A 19,790-nucleotide genomic window follows, 5' to 3' on the forward strand; every position below is an offset into this window, starting at 1 on the left:
CTTGACGGGCATGAGACGCGGACCGTAGTCTCCATACTCAGAAGCCGAGTCCACAAAGTGGACTGACCATCTCGATGAGGAGACACACCCATGAGCAAAATCCAGGACTCCGCGGCAGCCGCCCTGGAAGGCGCCCTGCAGGACGGCATCACCCTCGCTGTCGGCGGCTTCGGGCTCAGCGGCATTCCGGCAGACCTCATTGAAGCTGTCCGTGACTCCGGCGTGCAGAACCTCACCGTGGTCTCGAACAACATGGGCGTGGACGGCAAGGGGCTGGGTATCCTCATCGAAGCGGGGCAGGTCCGCAAGGTGATCGCCTCCTACGTGGGGGAAAACAAGCTCTTCGCCGAGCAGTACCTCGGCGGAAAGCTGGAGGTTGAATTCACGCCCCAGGGCACCCTGGCGGAGCGGCTCCGGGCGGGTGGGGCGGGCATCCCGGCGTTCTATACGAAGACCGGCGTGGGCACGCTGGTGGCCGAGGGAAAGCCGCTGGAAGTATTCGACGGCGAAACGTACGTCCGCGAGCGCGCCATCATTGCCGACGTGGCACTTGTCCACGCCCACACTGCCGATACAGACGGCAACCTCGTCTACCGCTACACAGCCCGGAATTTCAATCCCGTAGTGGCCACGGCCGGCAGGCTGACCATTGCCGAGGCCGAAGTGATCGTGCAGCCCGGAGAAGTGGATCCCAACCACGTGGTCACTCCGGGTGTTTTCGTCCAGCGCCTGGTGCAGGCAACCAATGGCGTGAAGGACATTGAGCAGCGGACGGTGCGGCCGCGCACCGATCTTGTGTCCGCCTGACCGGCGCCGACACCCGCAGCAACCGCCCGCAACTCAATGGAGAGCACACAACAATGAACACCGCGCAGATTCAAGATGAGGATGTCCGCCAGAAGGGCTTGGCCCGGATGGCGGAAAGCCTCGCCGGATGGACGCAGAAGTGGTTCCCGGACGCCTACATTTTCGCGCTCGCCGGCGTCGTCCTCGTTGCCATTGCCGCACTGGCCATTGGGGCTTCCCCCAAGGCCGTGGTGGACTCCTTCGGCAACGGGTTCTGGGACCTCACCGCCTTCACCCTGCAGATGGCCATGGTGGTGCTCACCGGCTATGTGGTGGCCACGTCCCCGCCCGTTGCGCGGCTGATCAACCGCCTGGCAGTCATTCCGGGGTCCGCCCGAACGGCGGTGAGCTTCGTGGCCGTCATGTCCATGTCCGTCTCGTTCATCAACTGGGGCTTGAGCCTGATCTTCGGCGGACTCCTGGCCCGGGCCATCGCGCGGCGTTCCGACCTCACGGTCGACTACCGCGCCCTCGGTGCGGCCGCTTTCATGGGGCTCGGTGCAGTGTGGGCCCTGGGGCTGTCCTCCTCGGCCGCGCAGCTGCAGGCAACGAAGGCGTCGATTCCGCCGGCACTGCTGCAGATTACCGGGGTCCTGGACTTCGGCACCACCATCTTCACGTGGCAGTCGCTGCTGACGCTGGTGATCCTTATGCTCCTCACCACCGTGATTGCCCACTTCTCGGCTCCCACGGGAAAGGCCATCCGGACAGCCGAGGACATGGGCGTGGACCTGGACGACGAACCCGAAGCTCCCGCCGAAAAGTCGCGACCGGGTGAGTGGCTTGAGTACAGCCGGATCCTGCCCATCATTGCCGGTGTCCTGACCCTGGGCTGGCTGGTCTCCCAACTGCTCACGCTGCCCATCCTTACGGTGGTCAGTTCCCTGAACGGCTATCTCCTGGTGTTCCTGATGCTGGGCCTGGTGCTGCATGGTACTCCCCGGAAGTTCCTGCAGGCGGTCACCAAGGCCGTGCCCGCCACCGCCGGCATCCTGGTCCAGTTCCCGCTCTACGCAGCCATGGCAGCCATTCTCACGAAGGCCGCCGGGGCTGACGGGCTCACCGTCTCTGAGCACCTGGCCCACTTCTTCACCAGCATCGGCAGCAACGGCGCCTTTGCGGTGGTCATCGCCCTCTACACGGCCTTCTTGGGCATGTTCGTCCCCTCGGGCGGAGGCAAGTGGCTGGTGGAGGCGCCCTACGTGATGCAGTCCGCCACGGACGTCAACATGAACCTGGGCTGGACCGTGCAGATCTACAACATGGCCGAGGCCCTGCCCAACCTGATCAACCCCTTCTTCATGCTGCCCCTGCTGGCCGTGCTGGGGCTGCGCGCCCGGGACCTGGTGGGCTTCACCTTCCAGCAATTCCTGTTCCACCTTCCGGTGGTCCTGCTGCTGGCCTGGCTGCTGGGAATGACCTTCGAGTTTGTTCCGCCGGTCATTCCCAAATAGCCATCCCTTGGCGGCACCCCCCAAACAACCGACAAGACACTGAGAATCGAGGAACCCATGGCCTGGACCAGGGATGAAATGGCTGCGATCGCAGCTGAAGAACTGAACGACGGCGACTACGTCAACCTGGGCATCGGCATCCCCACGCTGGTGGCCAACAACCTGCCCGACGGCGTGCGGGTGGTCCTGCAGAGCGAAAACGGACTCCTCGGCATGGGTCCGTTCCCCTACGAGGGCGAGGAGGACGCGGACCTCATCAACGCCGGAAAGCAGACCGTCACGGTGCTTCCCGGCGGCAGCATCTTCGACTCCGCCACGTCATTTGGCATGATCCGCGGCGGCCACGTGAAGGTGGCCATCCTCGGTGCCATGCAGGTCTCCGGCAACGGCGACCTCGCCAACTGGACCATCCCCGGCAAGATGGTCAAGGGCATGGGCGGGGCCATGGACCTGGTGGCAGGCACACCCCGGGTGGTGGTCCTCACCGAGCACAACGCCAAGGACGGCACCGCGAAGATCGTCCGGGAATGCTCCCTCCCCCTGACCGGCCTCAGCTGCGTGGACCGGATCATCAGCGACCTCGCCGTCTTTGACCTTTACAAAACGGACGACGCCGGGCGGCAGCTCACGCTGACCCGGCTGGCGCCGGGGGTCACCGTGGAGGACATCCGGGATAAGACGGAAGCGGATTTTGAAGTCCGCCTTGAAAACGAGGAAGTGGCGGCATGAGCCTGAAGGAACAGTTCGGCAAGGATGTCCTGATCACCGGATGGGGGCACAGCAAGTTCGGCAAACTCGCCGACGACACCCTGGAATCCCTGATCGTGCAGGTGGCCACGGACGCGATCAGCGCCGCAGGCATCGAGCCCGGGCAGATCGACGAAGTCTACGTGGGCCAGTTCAACTCCGGCATGATGCCGCTGGCGTTCCCCTCGTCGCTGGCTTTGCAGGTTTCCCCGGACCTGGCCAATGTCCCGTCCACCCGCGTGGAAAACGCGTGCGCCTCGGGTTCGGCAGCGTTCCAGCAGGGTACCAAGTCGCTGCTGGCGGGCACGGCCAAAACCGTCCTGGTGATCGGCGCCGAAAAGATGACCCACGCAGGGGCTGACGTTGTGGGCGCAGGCCTGCTGGGTGCCGATTACGACATGGCCGGCAAGCCCTCCACAACCGGCTTTACCGGGCTGTTCGCCGAAGTGGCCAAGCACTACGCCAAGCGCTACGACCCGGCCGGGAACCTTGGAGACGTGCTGGGCAGCATCGCTGCCAAGAACCACCGCAACGGCGTGGACAACCCCTACGCGCAGCTCCGGAAGGACCTCGGCGAAGAGTTCTGCCGGACCGTGTCGGACAAGAACCCGATGGTCGCCGATCCCCTGCGCCGGACCGACTGCTCCCCCGTCTCGGACGGTGCTGCCGCCGTCGTGCTCTCTGCCTCCCCCACGGCAGGCGCCAACCCCGCCGTGAGGCTCGCCGGGTTCGGCCAGGCCAACGACTTCTTCCCGGCCGCACGCCGCGACCCCACGGCCTTCGAAGCCACCAGGGTCTCGTGGCAGCGTGCCCTGGCGATGGCAGGCGTCGGGATCGAAGACCTGGACCTCGCCGAAGTCCATGACTGCTTCACCATCGCCGAACTGCTCATGTACGAGGCCATGGGACTGACTGAACCCGGGCAGGGTGCCCGCGCGCTCGAGGAAGGGTGGGTGTTCAAGGACGGGAAGCTGCCGGTCAACGTCTCCGGCGGCCTCAAGTCAAAGGGCCATCCCGTGGGTGCCACCGGCGTCTCGCAGCACGTGCTCGCCGCCATGCAGCTGACGGGCACCGCCGGCGACATGCAGCTCACGGCACCGCGCCGGGCCGCGGTCCAGAACATGGGCGGCGTGGGCATCGCCAACTACGTCAGCATCCTCGAGGCCGTCTGACCTTCTAAGGAAAGCCCCCGTCGTGGGGCACTTTGAGGCGCTTCGCCGCCGCCGGATGGAATTACGACGGCGTGTCCGCGTCAAAGTGCCCCGCGATCGCGCAGGCTAGCCGTGGCTCCGGATCAGGGCGGCGATCTCCGCAAAGCCCAGCCGCTCGGCGTTCTGCAGCGCAGTCCGGCCTTCCGGATCACGGATACCCGGATCCGCGCCGGCCTCCAGCAGCAGCCGCACCACTTCCTGCTGCCGCGGACCGCCATTGTTCAGGAGGATGGCTTCCTGCATTGCCGTCCAGCCCAGGTTGTTCACGTGGTTGACGGGTACGCCGGCGGCAACCAGGATCTTCACCGTTTCCACATGCCCATGCTCGCTGGCCGGAATCAGGGCAGTCCCGCCGTACCGGTTGATGCTGGAAACGTCCGCGCCGGCGAGCAGGGTCAGCTGCAGTACCTCATTGAAGCCCTCAGCGCCGGCGTAGAGGAAGGCCGAGTCCTGGATGGAATCCTTGGCGTTGACGTTGCCGCCCCGGCCCACCAGTTCGCGGGCCAGCGCCGCATTGTTGGCCTTGGCGGCAGCAATGAGTTCCTGGTCCAGCGCCGCCTGGACCTCGGCGGGGAGTGCCGTCGGGGTTGCCGTCGGCCCTGCAGCAGGAAGGCCGGTTTCGGCGTCGACGGTTCCGCTGGGGCCTGCCCCGCCAGGCGTGCTGGATGAGGGGACGGCCGACGCCGGTCCGCCGGATGGTGCCGGGGCAGGGCTTTGGCACGCCGTGAGGATGAGGGCCAGGGCGCCGGCGGCCAGCAAGCCCTGGGCACCTAAGCCACTGCGCCTCATACGGGCAGCCTACTTTCCGGCGGGGGCGCCCGCGATGGCTGCGGCTCCGGCGGTGGCGCAGGCCTCGTCCAGGGCACCGTCCGGTGCGCCGCCAACCCCGACGCCGGCCACTGACACACCGTTGACCTTGAGCGGGACGCCGCCTGCCAGGAACAGGGTGCCGGGAAGGTCTGCAATGGACGGACCGTTGCCGTTGATCCGTTTGGCCAACTCGCTGGTGGGCGTACCGAATGCGGCGGCGGTGTAGGCCTTCCGCTTGGCGGCATCGATGGTGTGCTCCGCCGCATTGTCTCCGCGGAGCAGTGCCTGAACTGTGCCGAACCGGTCCACCACGGCAACGGTGACGAACGGGAGCTTGTCCGCCTGGCACTTGGCAAGGGCGGCGTTCACGGCAGTGGCGGAGGCCCCCACGGAGATGCGGTTCTGCTGGACGACGGTTTCCGGCGCAGGCTGGACGTCCACGGCGGGAACGGCTGCGGGCGCAGGGGCTGTTCCTGCGTTGGCCGCGGCCGTGACTCCGGCGGTGAGGACCAGGGCACCGGCTGCGGCGGCGGCAAGGGCTGTGCGGGACTTCTTCATGGTGGCTCCTTCGGTTTGGCAGGCGATCGCTGCGGACACTTCAATCCTTCCGGCCACCGCCCTGCCTGCCATCGGGCCTTTGCATGGTCCCTGCTGCGACCAAAGGACAGCCGTATCAGCCAAATGGATGAGAGACCCGTCCGTGCCGCTGGCAATAGCATGGAAAGGCAGTGTTCCCCCACCAGACCGGAAATTCCATGACAGCCCCAGGCCCTGACCAGTCCGCGAGTCCTGCCGGGCTGCCCCGGCTGGGCAGCATCGACACGGCGGTCCATGCGGGATTCGCCGTCCTCCTGGTGGCGTCGACCGCCCGGTACGCCATGCGCCACCCGCCCGCGGACAATGTGCTGGTCCTGTGCCTCGCCGCTGCAGCCTCCCTGCTGTACGCGGGCGTTGCGGTGCTTGCCAGGCGCGGCTTGCCTGGACTGGCTTGGATGTCCGCCCTTGTGGCCGTCTGGGCGGTGCTGGTCATCGCGGCACCGAGCTTTGCCTGGTGCTCCTTCGCCCTCTTCTTCCTCTGCCGTGCCGCAATCAGCGGTGCTGCGGCCTATGTTGCCGCGGGCATCATCGCCGTCGCCACGGCGGCAGGATTGTTCAGGCTCAGCGGGGGCACGGACCTGGCCATGCTGCTTGGCCCCCTGGCCGTGGGTGTGATGCTGACCCTCATCCATGACCGGATCCGCAACGATGCCGAGGAACAGCGGCGGCTGCACGGCGAGATCTCCACCGCGCAGGGGAAGCTGGCTGCCAGCGAACGGCATGCAGGCACCATTGCCGAGCGGGAGCGGGTTTCCCGCGAAATCCACGACACCGTGACCCAGGGCCTGGCCAGCAGCCTGCTGTTGCTCGAGGCAGCCGGGCGCACCTGGCCCGCGACCTCCGCCCACGCGGACCTGCGGCAGGCCACTTCCCTGCTGCGGGACAACCTGGCCGAAACCCGAACCCTGGTCCATGACCTTGCCTCCCCCGGACTCGAAGGGTCGCCGCTGCCGGAAGCCCTGCTGACGGCGGCCCGCCGATACCTTCCCGACGCCCGGCTCCTGGTCACCGGCGAACCCCGGCCGGTGGCGGCAGACATCCGGCACACCTTGCTGCGCGTGGTCCAAAGTGCGGCGTCCAACGTTCGGCTCCATGCCTCCGCAACCACCGCCACCGTGACCCTCGGGTTCCTTCCGGATGCCGTCACCCTGGATGTTTACGACGACGGCGCCGGCTTTGATCCGGCGGCGGCAGCCCCGCCGTCGGACGCCGGAGGCTACGGCCTGCGGGCCATGCGGCAGCGCGTGGAACAGCTTGGCGGGACGTTCTCGGTGGAAAGCGCCCCGGGCGAGGGCACCATCGTGGCGGCGCAACTCCCCGCTGGCCTTTCAGCGGCCTCTACGGACGGAAGCCAGGCATGAGTGCCATTACCGTGCTCCTGGTCGATGACCACCTGGTGGTCCGGAGCGGGCTGCGCGCCCTGTTGGGAACCCAGCCGGACATCGCGGTGGTGGCCGACGCCGCGTCCGGGGAGGAAGCCCTGGTGCTGGTGCGGGAGCATTCGCCCGGCGTCGTGGTCATGGACCTCGCCATGGGTGAGGGAATGGACGGCATCGAAGCCATCCGGCGCATCCGCGGGCTCAACAGCGGGCAGGCCATCCTGGTGTTCACTACCTACGATTCGGACGCGGACATTGTGCGTGCCGTGGACGCCGGAGCCATGGGTTACCTGCTGAAGGACGCCGCGCCTGAGGAGATATTTGCGGCTGTCCGCGGCGCGGTGCAGGGCAGGAGCGTGATGAGCCCGCCGGTGGCGTCGCGGCTCTTCCAGCAACTCCGCAACCCGGAGGAGATCCTCACTCCGCGCGAGGCGGAGCTGCTGAGCCTGCTCACCCAGGGGCTTAGCAACCGCGAACTCGGCCAGCGGCTTTTCATTTCGGAAGCCACTGTCAAAACCCACCTGGCGCACATCTATTCGAAGCTGGGAGTGGAAACCCGGGCCGCCGCGATTGCCACCGCCATCCGCCGTGAGGGCATGCGCTGACGCGGGTTTGTGGCGTTTACCCTTGCAACAGGGCGTTTAGCCCCGTACTTTGGGATTGCGGGGGACGTTCTTCGCGCACCCCGGGCTGAAATCCGGGGAGAGAATCAGAGTCACATGAAGGAATGCAGCCATGGCAACAGGCACAGTTAAATGGTTCAACGCCGAAAAGGGTTTTGGCTTCATTGCCCCCGATGACGGGTCCGCTGACGTTTTCGCCCACTACTCGGCAATCGCCAGCAGCGGTTACCGCTCACTGGACGAAAACCAGAAGGTCGAATTCGACGTGACCCAGGGCCCCAAGGGCCCGCAGGCAGAGAACATCCGCCCGCTCTAAGTCTTACGGCCGGCCCGGTTACCCGGGCCAGCCCCGGCAGCGGCCCCGCCAACCTCGTGTTGGCGGGGCCGCTGTTTTAGTTGTGCCTGCCGGCGGCCCCTCCCACGACGTTCGGTGCTTTTGGGATAATTGACCCATGACCGGCAAGAAAGAGGACAGGGATCCCTGGGAAGAGTTCGACAGGCTCGGTCCCGGAATGCCGGACCGTGTCCCCGGCCAGCCCGGTGGCGAACCCCACGGATTCGGTTTCCGCACCGGCGTGCGCAGCGCCCGCGTCGCCGTCGGCTTTGCTGTCTACGCCCTGGCCCTGGGCACCATCCTGGTCCTGACCGGCTGCGTCTTCTTCGTAGCCCGCCAGCAATGGCTGCTTGCCGGACTCATGGTCCTGGTCGAGGCCGCCTTCGTCTTTTCATTCACCCGGCTGGTGGCCCAGGCGCGCCACCGCCGCACCCGCTGACCGCCCGCAAAAGCCCTAACGGATTCCCTTCACGTTTCCCCCTTGACCTTGACGCTGCGTCAACCCCTACGCTCGAAGCATGGAAGCAACCGGAGAGGACAGGGCCAGCGGCTGGCCCATCCAGGACGTGGCCAGGATGGCGGGAACCACCAGCCGTACCCTCCGCCACTACGATGACATCGGCCTGCTGAAGCCCACCAGGGTGGGCAGCAACGGCTACCGCTACTACGACGGCGGAGCCCTCCTGCAGCTGCAGCGGATCCTGCTCCTTCGGGAGCTGGGCCTGGGCCTGCCGGCCATCGCCGAAGTCTTCCAGCACCAGACGGATCCCGTCCGGGCGCTGACCCGGCACCTTGAATGGCTGGGCCAGGAACAGGAACGCCTGGCCCGGCAAGTCCGGTCCGTCCGCCGAACAATCGAAACAGTGCAACAAGGAGGAGAGCTCGTGGCAGAGAAGATGTTTGATGGCTTCGACCACACGCAGTACAAAGACGAAGTGGAAGAGCGGTGGGGAAAGGACGCCTACGCGAAAAGCGACTCGTGGTGGCGGAGCATGGACGAGGCCGAAAAGCGGGAGTGGAAGTCCCGCTCGGAAGGACTGGGCCGGGACTGGCTGGCAGCGGCAGGCTCCGGGGCGGCCCCCGGCGGCGACGCAGCCCAGGATCTGGCCGCCCGGCACGTGGCCTGGCTCCGCTCCATCCCGGGAACGCCCGCTGCCGAGGCCGGCGGGGACATTAAAGGCTACGTCACTGGCCTGGCGGACATGTACGTGGCAGACCCACGGTTCGCCGCCAACTACGGGGGCGAGGCCGGAGCCACTTTTGTTCGGGACGCTCTGCGGACCTACGCGGACCGGAACCTGTAACAGTCCGCCTGGCGTCCTAGGTGAACGCCTGGATTCCTGTAACGGCCCTTCCAACCAGCAGCGAGTTGATCTCGTAACTGCCCTCGTACGTATACAGGATCTCGGCGTCTGCGAAAAGCTTGGCCATCTCGTGGTCGCTGGTGATTCCGTTGCCGCCCAGCAGCGACCGACCCATCGCCACCGAGGCCCTGGCAAGCCTGGTGGTGGTGGCCTTGGCCATGGCCGCCTGTGCCATTTCCAGCAGCCCGTCTTCCTGGAGCCGGGCCAACTGGACCATCAGGGCCAGTGAAGCAGCGGCGTTCCCGAGGATATCCGCGAGCTGCTGCTGGACCAACTGGAACCCCGCCAGTTCCCTGCCGAACTGGCGGCGGTTCAGCGTGTAGCTGCGGGCCACATCGAAGGCCGCGAACTGGATGCCGGCGGCCTGCCAGCCCACCCAGGCCCGGGAGTCCCGAAGCAACGCGCTGGCCGAGGCGAAGCTTGACGCCCCGGGCAGGAGGTTGGCCGCCGGTATGCGTACATCCTCCAGCCTGATATCGGCATTCTGCATGATCCGCAGGCCGATCTTGTGTTCAATCCTGGCAGCGGAGTAGCCTGGGCGGTCCGTTTCCACGAGAAAGCATTTGAGGTGCCCGTCAGCCGTGTCCCGGGCCCAGACCAGGGCGACATCGGCAACGGTCCCGCTGCCGATCCAGCGCTTGGTGCCGTTGAGGACCCACTCGCTGCCGTCCCGCCGGGCGGTTGTTTCGAGCCCGCGGGAGATGTCGGAGCCATGGCCGGGCTCCGTCAGGGCGAAAGCTCCCAGCTGCGCAAAGGTCCTCAGACCGGGGAGCCACCTGCGCTTCTGCTCATCGGACCCCAGGTGGTGGATGGTGCCCACGATGAGTTCGTTGTGGATCCCGGCCAGGGCGGAGAGCGAGACGTCGGCCCTGGCCACTTCCACGTACATGAGGCCTTTGAACAGGGCGGAACTGCCGTCCAGCTGCAACTCCCCCAGCCCGCGGGCGCCCATCCCGGCCACTACATCGCGCGGGAACTCTTCCCGGTTCCAGTATCCGATGGAGGCCGGCCTGACGGCGGACTGCAGGTAGTTCCGGATCTCCGCGTACCTGGCCTGTTCCCTGGGCGGAAGGAGCCGCACGATGTGCAGGAGATCCGCGTCCGGATAGGGAATCTCCGCCGGGCCGTCGTGGGAGTGTCCGGGCATAACGCCTCCCTTCCAAACGGTTGGATGTCCTAGTATATTCACAGGATTTCCGGAAAGGGGCTGACTATGGGCACACCGTTATCCCGGGATCCGATTGCCGAAGCCCGGCGGAACTGGGAGGACCGCGGCTGGTCAGATGTCGCAGCGCCCATGGCCGCCATCACGGCAATAATGCGGACCCAGCAGATCCTCCTGGCCAGGATCGAATCCGCCCTCAAACCGTTTGGCCTGACCTTCGCCCGGTACGAACTGCTGGCGCTCTTGAGTTTCGCCCGGAAGGGTGCCCTGCCGATGAACAAGGCGAGCGCCCTGCTTCAGGTTCACCCGACGTCGGTCACCAATGCCGTGGACCGTTTGGAACGCGCGGGCCTGGTGGCCCGCTCGCCGCACCCCACCGACGGCCGCACCACCCTGGTGGGGCTCACCGCGGAGGGCCGTACTGTGGCTCAGCGTTCGACGGCGGCCCTCAACAGCCAGGTCTTCAGCGAGACGGGATTTCCGCCGGAGGATGTTGATGCGCTGATCCGGATCCTGGGCGACTTCCGCAGGGGTTCGGGTGATTTCGAGGACAGTCCCTGACTGCTGTCAGCGGTTTACCTTTGCCCGCTTCACCCGGCGGACCACCAGCCAGGCCAGGGTGATGGCAAGGGCGGCGTAGACGGCGTAGTTCAGGTACTTCGAGTAGCCCTCAATCAGGTGGTACTGCGTTCCCAGCAGGTACCCGAACCCGATCAGCGCTCCGTTCCACAGTGCGCTGCCGGCCAGGGTAAAGACGGAAAAGGTCAGGAGCGGCATCCCCGCCGCCCCGGCAGGAAGCGAGATCAGGCTGCGGACGCCGGGCAGGAGGCGGCCAAAGAAGATCGAGGACTTACCGTGCCGGGTGAACCAGCCTGCGGCCTTTTCGAAGTCCTCACGGTCTACCAGCGGCAGCTTCGACAGGCCGCGGATCGAGCGCTCCAGCCCCAGCTTGGCACCGAGCCAGTACAGGAGGAGTGCGCCGAGGTAGGCGCCCAGCGTACTGGTGACGAAGATGAGCCCCAGGTTCAGGGAGCCCTGTTTGGCGAGGTATCCGGCCAGCGGCAGGATCACTTCGCTGGGAATGGGCGGGACCACGGTTTCGGCGAGGGTGAAGGCGCCAACGCCCCATTCGCCGAGGTTTTCGATCACCTGGGCCGCTGCCCCCACCAGCCCGCCCAGGCCCTCCGCTGCACCGGCTCCATCTGCCGCTGTTGTCCACATAGGCTGCTCCCCCGATTTCACGTGCGTTCCGCGACCATATCCCTGCAGGTCCTGTCTACCGTACGGACCTGAACGTCCGCTGGCAGCGCGGAGCGCGGTTACGCCCCCGGGGCTCTTCCGGCCGCCGGGCGGGTCCGGATGTGCATGCGCTCACCCTGGGACCCGAACAGGCTGAGGAACTCCACGGCCTTCCCGTCAGCCCGGCCGAACCAGTGCGGCACCCGGGTATCGAATTCGACTGCTTCGCCCGCCCCCAGGACCAGGTCCCGGGCCCCCAGGACCATCCGCAGTTTGCCGTTCAGCACGTAGAGCCATTCGTAGCCCTCGTGGACCTGTGGGTTGGGTTCCTCCACCGGCCCGGCAGGAACGATGTGCTTGTAGGCCTGGATACCGCCGGGCTTGCGGGTGAGCGGAATGATGGTCATGCCGTGGGCGGTGATGGGTCGCAGGTGGACGCGGGGGTCCCCCGTGGCCGGAGCGCCGACCAGCTCGTCGAGGGGTACCTGGTGGGCCTGCGCAAGAGGAAGCAGGAGTTCGAGGTTGGGCCGCCGCTGGCCCGATTCGAGCCTGGAGAGAGTGCTGACGGAAATGCCCGTGGCGGCTGCGAGCGCGGTCAGCGTGACGTCCCTGCGCAGGCGTAAAGCCTTCAGCCGCGGGCCAACGGCGGCGAGGACGTCGTCGAGCTTTTCATCCATCCGGCAATTTTGCCATACCGGCAAAATACTTTGCCAGAACTTGGAGGCGGGGAACACGATGAATGCATGACTGAACAGAACTCCTTTTACGACGTACTGGTAGTAGGCGGTGGGGCCGCCGGCCTTAGCGCCGCGCTGATGCTGGGCCGGACCCGGCGGCGGGTGGCGGTGGTGGACGGTGGTGAGCCCCGCAATGCCCCGGCGCACGGCGTGCACGGCTTCCTTTCACGCGACGGGATCAGCCCGGCAGAACTCCTCGCCACTGGCCGCGACCAGGCGCAGCACTATGGCGCGGACATCATCAACGGCACGGTAGTGGCTGCCGCAGGCGGCGTGGAGCAGGGCTTCGAGGTAACGCTCGACGACGGCCGGCGGCTTCACGGGCGGCGGCTCCTGATCACCACGGGCCTGGTGGACGAGCTGCCGGACATCCCGGGCCTGCGCGAGCGCTGGGGCCGCGACGTACTGCACTGCCCGTTCTGCCACGGCTGGGAGGTCCGGGACCAGGCCATCGGCGTTCTGGGCACCGGCCCGTGGTCTGTGCACCAGGCCCTGCTGTTCCGGCAATGGAGCAGCAACATCACCCTGTTCCTCAATGACGTGGTGGAGCCCTCCGGAGACGAACCCGAGCAATTGGCTGCCCGGGGCGTGAAGGTGGTTCCCGGCCCCGTCGAGACCGTACGCGTCCACGGCGATGCGCTCAAGGCTGTGGTGCTGGCGGGCGGCCCGGAGGTGGCGGTGGACGCCGTCGTCGTGGGTAGCCGGGTACACGCCCGCCTTGACCCGTTCAGCGGCCTCGGCCTGGCGGCGGTTCCGCATCCAATGGGAATCGGGGATTACCTGGAAACCGATGCGGAAGGCGGCACGTCAGTTCCCGGCGTCTGGGCCGCCGGCAATGTCACGGACATGAGGGCGCAGGTCCTGGCATCCGCTGCTGCCGCGTCGTGGACCGCCGTGATGATCAATAACTCCCTGATGGCCGAGGAGATGGACCGCGACCTCGCGGCCTACCGGGAGTCGCTGGCTGTTACCGGTGCCTGAACTCCGGTTCGCGCTTTTCCGTGAACGCCGCCATGCCTTCCTTCTGGTCCTCGGTGGCGAACAGGGAGTGGAAGAGCCGGCGCTCAAACATGACACCCTGGGCCAGCCCGGTTTCGAAGGCGGCGTTCACGGCTTCCTTGGCAACCATCGCCACCGGCTTTGATTTGCCGGCAATTACTTCGGCGGCTTTGAGGGCTTCGGCCACCACATCCTCTGCGGGTACCACGCGGGACACCAGGCCGGACCGCTCGGCTTCCTCGGCTCCGATGAACCGCCCGGTAAGGATCAGGTCCATGGCCTTGGCCTTGCCCACGGCCCGGGTGAGCCGCTGCGAGCCGCCCATGCCGGGAAGGACGCCGAGGTTGATTTCGGGCTGGCCGAACTTGGCATTGTCCCCGGCGATGAGGAGATCGCACATCATGGCCAGTTCGCAGCCGCCGCCCAGGGCAAACCCGGATACAGCAGCAACGGTGGGGATACGGAGCCGGGTGAAGTCCTCCCAGCCGCGGAACCAGTCCGCGGCGTACATGTCCATGTAGCCCTGGGCGGCCATTTCCTTGATGTCGGCGCCGGCCGCGAAGGCCTTCCCGGAACCGGTGATCACCACGGCGCCGGTTCCGGGATCAGCGTCCATGGCGCTGACGGCGTGCACCAGTTCCTCCATGGTGGCTTTATTCAGTGCATTCAGGGCCTGGGGCCGGTTAAGGGTCACCAGCCCCACCCTGCCGCGCTGTTCCACCAGGATGTTGGCGTACTCCGTCATTCAGGACTCCCGTCGTCGTGCGCTGTTGCGGTCTTGTGCGGCGCGGTGCCGGACTTTTCGCGGATGTCGTTGATGATCGCGGAGAAGTCCTGGCCGGCGCCGCCTTCCGCCGCAAACGTATCGTAGATTTCTGCGGCAAGGGTCCCCATCCGGCCGGCCACCCCGGTGCTGTGCAGGGCGTTGAGGGCAAGGTTAAGGTCCTTGGCCATCAGCGCGCCGGCGAATCCCGGCTCGTAGCCGCTGTTGGCCGGACTGGTGGGAACCGGGCCGGGCACCGGGCAGTTGGTGGTCAGGGCCCAGCATTGCCCGGATGCGGCGGAGGCGACGTCGAACAGCGCCTGGTGGCTCAGCCCCAGCTTCTCGCCGAGGACAAAGGCCTCGCTGACGGCGATCATCGAGACGCCCAGGATCAGGTTGTTGCATACCTTCGCCGCCTGGCCGGCCCCGTGGGCTCCGCAGTGGACGATGCGCTTGCCCATGACGTCGAGGAGCGGCCTGACGGCGTCGAAATCCTCCTCCTCACCGCCCACCATGAAGGTGAGCGTTCCGGCTTCGGCGCCCACCACGCCGCCGGACACGGGCGCATCCACGGACCGGTGGCCGGCGCCGAGCGCCAGTTGCGCCGCTTCCCTGGCTTCGTCGACGTTGATGGTGGAACAGTCCAGGAACATGGTTCCTGGCGCGGCCAGCTCCAGCAGTCCCGGCTGGTCCCCGCTACCGCGGTAAGCGTCCAGGACATGCCGGCCGCTGGGAAACATGGTGAGTACCACGTCCGCGTCCGGCACGGCCCCGGCAACACTTCCAACCACCGGGACGCCCGCGGAGCGGGCCGCGTCCAGGGCGGCCGGCACGACGTCGTACCCGGCCACCCGGTGCCCGGCCCTGACCAGGTTCACGGCCATCGGTCCGCCCATGTGGCCGAGCCCCAGGAACGCTACGGTGTAAGTGTCAGGCACTGTCCGCCTCCTCTTGTTGTACCGCCTCCGGCTCATGCTCCGGACCTGTTCCGAGGTCCAGTTCCCTGCTGCCGAGCGATCCAAAAAAGCGTTCAACCTGCTCCGGCGATACCTCTGCCAGGGTGGGCGGCTTCCAGTGCGGGGTGCGGTCCTTGTCCACCACCTGCGCCCGGATGCCTTCGCGGAAATCGGGTGCCGCCAGGAACCGCAGGCCCACCCGGTACTCCTGCGCCAGCGCCCGGTCCAGGGGCATCCCCGCCACCCGCCGCAGCGACGCCAGGGTGACCTTGACGGAGGTGGGGGACTTCGCCTCGATGGTGTCTGCAGCGTGGGACGCTTCGGCGCTGCCGTCCCCGGCCCAGGCCCGCAGCCGCCCCACGATCCCTTCCGCGTCTGCAGAGTCGTAGCAGCTGTCGATCCACTCCCGCTGCCCGGCAAGTCCGGACGGCGGCGGGTCCACGGCCAAGCGTCCGACGGCGTCTTCCGGGGTTTCGTTTTCCAGCGCTGCCGTGAGTTCATCGAGCCTGCCGGACGGAACGTAGTGGTCTGCCAGGCCGAGGAACAGCGCGTCCGCACCATCGAGGTGGGCACCGGTGAGGGCTGCATGGGTTCCCGCCTCCCCTGGTGCGCCGGCCAGCAAAAGCGTCCCGCCGACGTCGGGCGCAAACCCAATGGTGGTCTCCGGCATGCCGGTCCTGGTCCGCTCGGTGACCACGCGGACCGAGCCGTGCGCCGAGATTCCCACGCCGCCGCCCAATACCAACCCGTCCATCAGCGCGACGTAGGGCTTCGGGTACCGGGAGATCAGGTAATTCAGCCGGTACTCGGCCTGCCAGAAGTCCGCCGTATCGTCTCCTCCCCGGAGGATGTCGCGGTAAATCGCCACGATGTCTCCCCCGGCGCACAAACCCCGGCCGCCGGCGCCCTGCACCAGGACCGTGCTGACGCTGGCGTCCTCCGCCCATTCGGTGAGCTGCCGCAGCAGTGCCTCCACCATCCCGGCGGTGAGTGCGTTGACGGCCTTGGGCCGGTTGAGCGTTGCCACCGCCAGCCGGCCCCGCCGGGTGAAGAGCACTTCCGCGTCAGGCGTGGCGGCCGCTTCCATCATCAGCTTCCTTCCGGCATCACGAAGCTGGCGCCGTGGCGTATTCCTGAGGGCCACCGCGTGGTGACCGTTTTGGTCTTGGTATAGAAGCGGAAGGCGTCCGCCCCGTGCTGGTTCAGGTCCCCGAACCCCGAGGCCTTCCAGCCGCCGAACGTGTAGTAGGCCAGCGGCACCGGAATAGGGACATTGACCCCCACCATGCCCACATCCACCCTGGTGGCGAAGTCCCGGGCGGAGTCGCCGTCACGCGTGAAGATGGCCACGCCGTTGCCGAACGGGTTATCGGTACAGAGCCGCAGTGCGTCGTCGTAGGTGGCGGCGCGGACCACGCTGAGTACCGGCCCGAAGATTTCGTTGCGGTAGACGGCCATGTCCGGGGTGACGTGGTCGAAGAGCGTCGGGCCCACCCAGAAGCCGCCGGGGTAGCCGTTGACCGTGAGGCCGCGTCCGTCGGCGAGGAGGGTGGCGCCGTCGTCCACGCCTGAACTGATGAGTCCCTCGATGCGGTCCTTCGCGGCTGCGGACACCACTGGCCCGAAGTCGGAGTCGCGGTCCAGGCTGTGGCCTACCGTAAGCTTCCGGACGCGTTCTTCCAGCCGGGCCACCAGCCGGTTGGCGGTGTCCTCCCCCACCGGCACGGCCACTGAAATGGCCATGCAGCGTTCTCCTGCCGAGCCGTAGCCTGAACCGATAAGGGCATCCGCCGCCTGGTCCAGGTCCGCATCCGGCATCACCACCATGTGGTTCTTGGCCCCGCCGAAGCACTGGGCCCGCTTTCCGTGGGCGGCCGCCGTGGCGTAGATGTACTGGGCGATGGGTGTGGAACCCACGAAACCGACCGCTTTCACGCGGGGATCCTCAAGGAGGGCGTCCACGGCTTCCTTGTCCCCGTTCACCACGCTGAAGACACCGTCAGGAACACCCGCTTCGCTGAACAATTCCGCGAGCCGCAACGGCACGGACGGGTCCCGTTCCGAAGGTTTGAGCACGAAGGCATTACCGGCGGCGAGGGCGGGGCCGGATTTCCAGAGCGGGATCATGGCGGGAAAGTTGAAGGGGGTGATGCCGGCGACGACGCCCAGCGGCTGGCGCAGCGAATGGATGTCAATGCCTTGGCCGGCGTCGCTGGAGAACTCGCCCTTGAGCAGGTGCGGCGCGCCGGCAGCGAACTCCACCACCTCCAGGCCGCGTTGAATGTCACCGATGGAATCGGCCAGGGTTTTGCCGTGTTCGGACGACAGCAGCCTGGCCAGTTCGTCCATGTTCCGGTTCACCAGGTCTACGAATTTCAGCAGGATCCTGCCCCGCCGCTGCGGGTTCAATGCCGCCCATTCCGGCTGGGCCTCCGCGGCGGCAGCCACCGCGGACTGCACGTCGTCCCGGCCCGCGAGCGGCAGGCGCGCCTGCACTTCGCCGGTGCACGGGTCAAAAACGTCACCAAACCGTCCGGAGGTTCCGCCGGCGTGGCTGCCGCCAATGTAATGGGAAAGCTCGCGCACCATGGCTGGATGCCCCTTCGCATGTGATCCGGCTTTTAGTGACCCAGGTCATTCTGATTGCGAATATACTCGGACTTCCTAGTAAATTCCATCGCGTCGTCCGCAGCCGCCCCGGCCCGCTCCGCTGCGCCTGGGGCCTGCCGCGCGGGCTTTACCGGCTGCTTTACCTGCGGTGCGGCAGCCACGGTAAGTTAGGAGGCGTGAAGATAGCTACCTGGAATGTGAACTCGCTCCGTGCCCGTGCCGACCGTGTTGAAGCCTGGCTCCAGCGCAGCGACTGCGACGTACTGGCCATCCAGGAAACGAAGTGCAAGGACGACAACTTTCCCTGGGAGCTCTTCGAACGCATGGGCTACGAGGTGGCCCACTTCGGCGTGAACCAGTGGAACGGCGTGGCCATCGCCTCCCGTGTGGGGCTGGAGGACGTGGAGCGCACGTTCCTGGACCAGCCGGCCTTTGGCAAGGCGGGCAAGGACCCGGTGCAGGAAGCCCGCGCCATGGCCGCCACCTGCGGCGGCGTCCGGATCTGGAGCCTGTACATCCCCAACGGCCGTTCCCTTGATGACGAACACATGCCCTACAAGCTCAAGTGGCTCGAGAGCCTGAAGACCCACGCCCAGGGCCTGGTGACAGAAAATCCCGAGGCCCAGGTGGCACTGATGGGTGACTGGAACATCGCCCCCTTCGACGACGACGTCTGGGACATCGACCTCTTCGTCAACAACCGGTACACCCACGTCAGCCCGCCGGAGCGCGCCGCCTTCCATGCCTTCGAGACTGCCGGTTTCACCGACGTCGTCCGGCCGTACACTCCCGGCCCCGGCGTCTACACCTACTGGGACTACACCCAGCTGCGCTTCCCCAAGAAGGAAGGCATGCGCATCGACTTCGTCCTGGCCTCGAAGGCTCTGGCCGCCCGGGTCACCGGCGCCTCCATCGACCGGGAAGAGCGCAAAGGCAAGGGCGCATCGGACCACGCCCCCGTCCTGGTGGAGCTGGCGGACTGATGACAACGCCCTGGACCCAGCCAAGGAGAGCGCAGTGACGGGCAACCTCTACCGGGGCCAGGCAGGCCTGCCATTTTCCTCCACCCTCCGCGTCTACGAACCCCTGGACGCCTTCCCGCAGGAACAGCGGAAAGCCATCCAGGCCGCCGGGGGGCGCACTGCCTCACGTGCCGCCGTCGAGAACGCTGAACTCCTCGCCTCGCTGGGACGGATCACCCGCCCCGGCGGTGATCCGTTCCCTACCGGCCGCACCGATCTGGTGCGGATCACCGCCGCCCCGGCCGCAGAGCCCGGGGGGACCGCAGACGGCGACGGCGGCCCGGAGGCCGCGCCGGAACTCCTGTACTGCCCCAGCCAGCTGGTGCTCCGTGCCGGGCTGGCCGCGAATGCACTGATGGAAGGAATCCACGGCCCGCTCGCGGAACTGCTGATCCCCGAAGAGCAGCGGGACAGGCACCAGGAACGCATCGACCTGGTCAAGGCACGGGACGGTTCCACGCGGGTGCACACCAGGGCTTCGACGTGGGGCATCCCGTTCAGCTGGTTTTCGCTGTTCATGGAGTCGGACCACAAGGACGTCGTGGAGGCCGCCGGCCGTATCGTCACGGTCCGGGTGTGGGCGTCAATTACGGATGCGCTGGAACGTGCCCGCTACGCCGTTGCCAACCTTGCACTGGCCGCCCCGGACCTCGACATGCTGGACGACCTTGCCCAACTGACCGAATGGCTGGAGCAGTTCCATGTGGAGTCGATGATTGAACTGGACTACGGATCCGTGGCCGACAAGGTCTACCCGGACGACTCCCCCACGGACATCAGGCTCGGCATCGAATGCCTGGCAGAGGGCGACATGACCGGTGCGGCTGCGGCCTACCGGCGGCTGGCCTCGCGCTGGATCCCCATCCGGCAGTTGGCCCGCGCCTCCTGAGGTCCGGCGCCCTTCCCCGTCCGGGCATTTCCGCCCAGGGACCGG

At 67.0% G+C, this 19,790-nt stretch carries 22 protein-coding genes; 13 read left to right on the forward strand and 9 right to left on the reverse strand.

Going from position 1 to position 19,790, the window contains the following annotated elements; all coding sequences use genetic code 11:
- Positions 1 to 90: 90 nt before the first annotated feature.
- The 4 genes from QE394_RS06515 to QE394_RS06530 are packed head-to-tail and all read left to right on the forward strand — an operon-like array spanning position 91 to position 4,219.
- Positions 91 to 807, forward strand: coding sequence for a CoA transferase subunit A (locus QE394_RS06515; RefSeq protein ID WP_349034088.1), 717 nt, complete (start codon positions 91 to 93; stop codon positions 805 to 807).
- 53 nt (positions 808 to 860) lie between these two features.
- Positions 861 to 2,300, forward strand: a complete 1,440-nt coding sequence (locus QE394_RS06520; protein WP_056076894.1) for a TIGR00366 family protein — start codon at positions 861 to 863, stop codon at positions 2,298 to 2,300.
- A 57-nt stretch (positions 2,301 to 2,357) separates the two neighbouring features.
- Positions 2,358 to 3,029, forward strand: a complete 672-nt coding sequence (locus tag QE394_RS06525) for a CoA transferase subunit B (RefSeq protein ID WP_349034089.1) — start codon at positions 2,358 to 2,360, stop codon at positions 3,027 to 3,029.
- Positions 3,026 to 4,219, forward strand: a complete 1,194-nt coding sequence (locus QE394_RS06530) for an acetyl-CoA acetyltransferase (RefSeq protein WP_349034090.1) — start codon at positions 3,026 to 3,028, stop codon at positions 4,217 to 4,219. Before QE394_RS06525 ends, QE394_RS06530 begins: the two co-directional genes overlap by 4 nt.
- A gap of 105 nt (positions 4,220 to 4,324) precedes the next feature.
- On the opposite strand, the gene QE394_RS06535 is transcribed toward QE394_RS06530, so the two are convergent.
- Positions 4,325 to 5,047, reverse strand: a complete 723-nt coding sequence (locus tag QE394_RS06535; RefSeq protein ID WP_349034091.1) for an ankyrin repeat domain-containing protein — start codon at positions 5,045 to 5,047, stop codon at positions 4,325 to 4,327.
- A 9-nt stretch (positions 5,048 to 5,056) separates the two neighbouring features.
- Positions 5,057 to 5,626, reverse strand: coding sequence for a heme-binding protein (locus QE394_RS06540; protein ID WP_349034092.1), 570 nt, complete (start codon positions 5,624 to 5,626; stop codon positions 5,057 to 5,059).
- Between the two features lie 197 nt (positions 5,627 to 5,823).
- On the opposite strand from QE394_RS06540, the gene QE394_RS06545 reads away from it, so the two are divergent.
- The 5 genes from QE394_RS06545 to QE394_RS06565 all read left to right on the forward strand — a co-directional run bounded on the left by QE394_RS06545 (position 5,824) and on the right by QE394_RS06565 (position 9,305).
- Positions 5,824 to 7,026, forward strand: coding sequence for a histidine kinase (locus QE394_RS06545; protein ID WP_056077079.1), 1,203 nt, complete (start codon positions 5,824 to 5,826; stop codon positions 7,024 to 7,026).
- Positions 7,023 to 7,649: a response regulator transcription factor gene (locus QE394_RS06550; RefSeq protein WP_056076901.1), complete on the forward strand. Its 627-nt coding sequence runs from the start codon at positions 7,023 to 7,025 to the stop codon at positions 7,647 to 7,649. Before QE394_RS06545 ends, QE394_RS06550 begins: the two co-directional genes overlap by 4 nt.
- Positions 7,650 to 7,779: 130 nt before the next feature.
- Positions 7,780 to 7,983 (forward strand): cold-shock protein, encoded by a 204-nt coding sequence (locus QE394_RS06555; RefSeq protein ID WP_013599688.1) that lies wholly within the window; start codon positions 7,780 to 7,782, stop codon positions 7,981 to 7,983.
- A 136-nt stretch (positions 7,984 to 8,119) separates the two neighbouring features.
- Complete coding sequence (locus QE394_RS06560; RefSeq protein ID WP_056076903.1) at positions 8,120 to 8,440, forward strand: hypothetical protein; 321 nt, start codon at positions 8,120 to 8,122, stop codon at positions 8,438 to 8,440.
- Between the two features lie 79 nt (positions 8,441 to 8,519).
- Complete coding sequence (locus tag QE394_RS06565) at positions 8,520 to 9,305, forward strand: TipAS antibiotic-recognition domain-containing protein (protein WP_056076905.1); 786 nt, start codon at positions 8,520 to 8,522, stop codon at positions 9,303 to 9,305.
- A 16-nt stretch (positions 9,306 to 9,321) separates the two neighbouring features.
- Here QE394_RS06565 and QE394_RS06570 read toward each other — a convergent pair whose 3' ends face one another.
- Positions 9,322 to 10,512, reverse strand: a complete 1,191-nt coding sequence (locus QE394_RS06570; RefSeq protein ID WP_349034093.1) for an acyl-CoA dehydrogenase family protein — start codon at positions 10,510 to 10,512, stop codon at positions 9,322 to 9,324.
- A 66-nt stretch (positions 10,513 to 10,578) separates the two neighbouring features.
- Between QE394_RS06570 and QE394_RS06575 the strand changes: the two genes are divergently transcribed.
- On the forward strand, positions 10,579 to 11,091 hold the full coding sequence (locus QE394_RS06575; protein ID WP_056076909.1) for a MarR family transcriptional regulator: 513 nt from the start codon (positions 10,579 to 10,581) through the stop codon (positions 11,089 to 11,091).
- Positions 11,092 to 11,097: 6 nt separating this feature from the next.
- Here QE394_RS06575 and QE394_RS06580 read toward each other — a convergent pair whose 3' ends face one another.
- Positions 11,098 to 11,751 carry a DedA family protein gene (locus QE394_RS06580; RefSeq protein WP_349034094.1) on the reverse strand — a complete coding sequence of 218 codons (654 nt, stop codon included), beginning with the start codon at positions 11,749 to 11,751 and terminating at the stop codon, positions 11,098 to 11,100.
- 98 nt (positions 11,752 to 11,849) lie between these two features.
- A complete protein-coding gene (locus QE394_RS06585) occupies positions 11,850 to 12,446 on the reverse strand; it encodes an XRE family transcriptional regulator (RefSeq protein WP_056076913.1) in 597 nt (198 codons plus the stop codon).
- A 66-nt stretch (positions 12,447 to 12,512) separates the two neighbouring features.
- Between QE394_RS06585 and QE394_RS06590 the strand changes: the two genes are divergently transcribed.
- Positions 12,513 to 13,487, forward strand: coding sequence for an NAD(P)/FAD-dependent oxidoreductase (locus tag QE394_RS06590; protein WP_056076916.1), 975 nt, complete (start codon positions 12,513 to 12,515; stop codon positions 13,485 to 13,487).
- Here the strand turns inward: QE394_RS06590 and QE394_RS06595 are convergent.
- Genes QE394_RS06595 through QE394_RS06610 form a run of 4 tightly spaced genes read right to left on the reverse strand, consistent with a single transcriptional unit; the run spans position 13,474 to position 17,813 of the window.
- The gene (locus tag QE394_RS06595; RefSeq protein WP_056076917.1) at positions 13,474 to 14,250 is read right to left on the reverse strand and encodes an enoyl-CoA hydratase; all 777 of its coding nucleotides are present in this window, start codon (positions 14,248 to 14,250) and stop codon (positions 13,474 to 13,476) included. The two genes, QE394_RS06590 and QE394_RS06595, sit on opposite strands and share 14 nt — an antisense overlap.
- Positions 14,247 to 15,206 (reverse strand): 3-hydroxyisobutyrate dehydrogenase, encoded by a 960-nt coding sequence (gene mmsB, locus QE394_RS06600; protein WP_349034095.1) that lies wholly within the window; start codon positions 15,204 to 15,206, stop codon positions 14,247 to 14,249. Before mmsB ends, QE394_RS06595 begins: the two co-directional genes overlap by 4 nt.
- Positions 15,199 to 16,311 (reverse strand): enoyl-CoA hydratase/isomerase family protein, encoded by a 1,113-nt coding sequence (locus tag QE394_RS06605; RefSeq protein WP_349035380.1) that lies wholly within the window; start codon positions 16,309 to 16,311, stop codon positions 15,199 to 15,201. The genes mmsB and QE394_RS06605 overlap by 8 nt, the downstream gene beginning before the upstream one ends.
- Before the next feature lie 2 nt (positions 16,312 to 16,313).
- Positions 16,314 to 17,813: a CoA-acylating methylmalonate-semialdehyde dehydrogenase gene (locus QE394_RS06610; RefSeq protein ID WP_349034096.1), complete on the reverse strand. Its 1,500-nt coding sequence runs from the start codon at positions 17,811 to 17,813 to the stop codon at positions 16,314 to 16,316.
- A gap of 197 nt (positions 17,814 to 18,010) precedes the next feature.
- Here QE394_RS06610 and QE394_RS06615 point away from each other — a divergent pair, with 197 nt between their 5' ends.
- Both QE394_RS06615 and QE394_RS06620 read left to right on the forward strand, forming a co-directional pair.
- A complete protein-coding gene (locus QE394_RS06615; RefSeq protein WP_268159479.1) occupies positions 18,011 to 18,817 on the forward strand; it encodes an exodeoxyribonuclease III in 807 nt (268 codons plus the stop codon).
- 34 nt (positions 18,818 to 18,851) lie between these two features.
- Positions 18,852 to 19,745 (forward strand): hypothetical protein, encoded by an 894-nt coding sequence (locus QE394_RS06620; protein ID WP_349034097.1) that lies wholly within the window; start codon positions 18,852 to 18,854, stop codon positions 19,743 to 19,745.
- The last annotated feature ends 45 nt before the right edge of the window (positions 19,746 to 19,790 follow it).

Source organism: Pseudarthrobacter sp. SORGH_AS 212 (assembly GCF_030818145.1).
GTDB lineage: Bacteria > Actinomycetota > Actinomycetes > Actinomycetales > Micrococcaceae > Arthrobacter.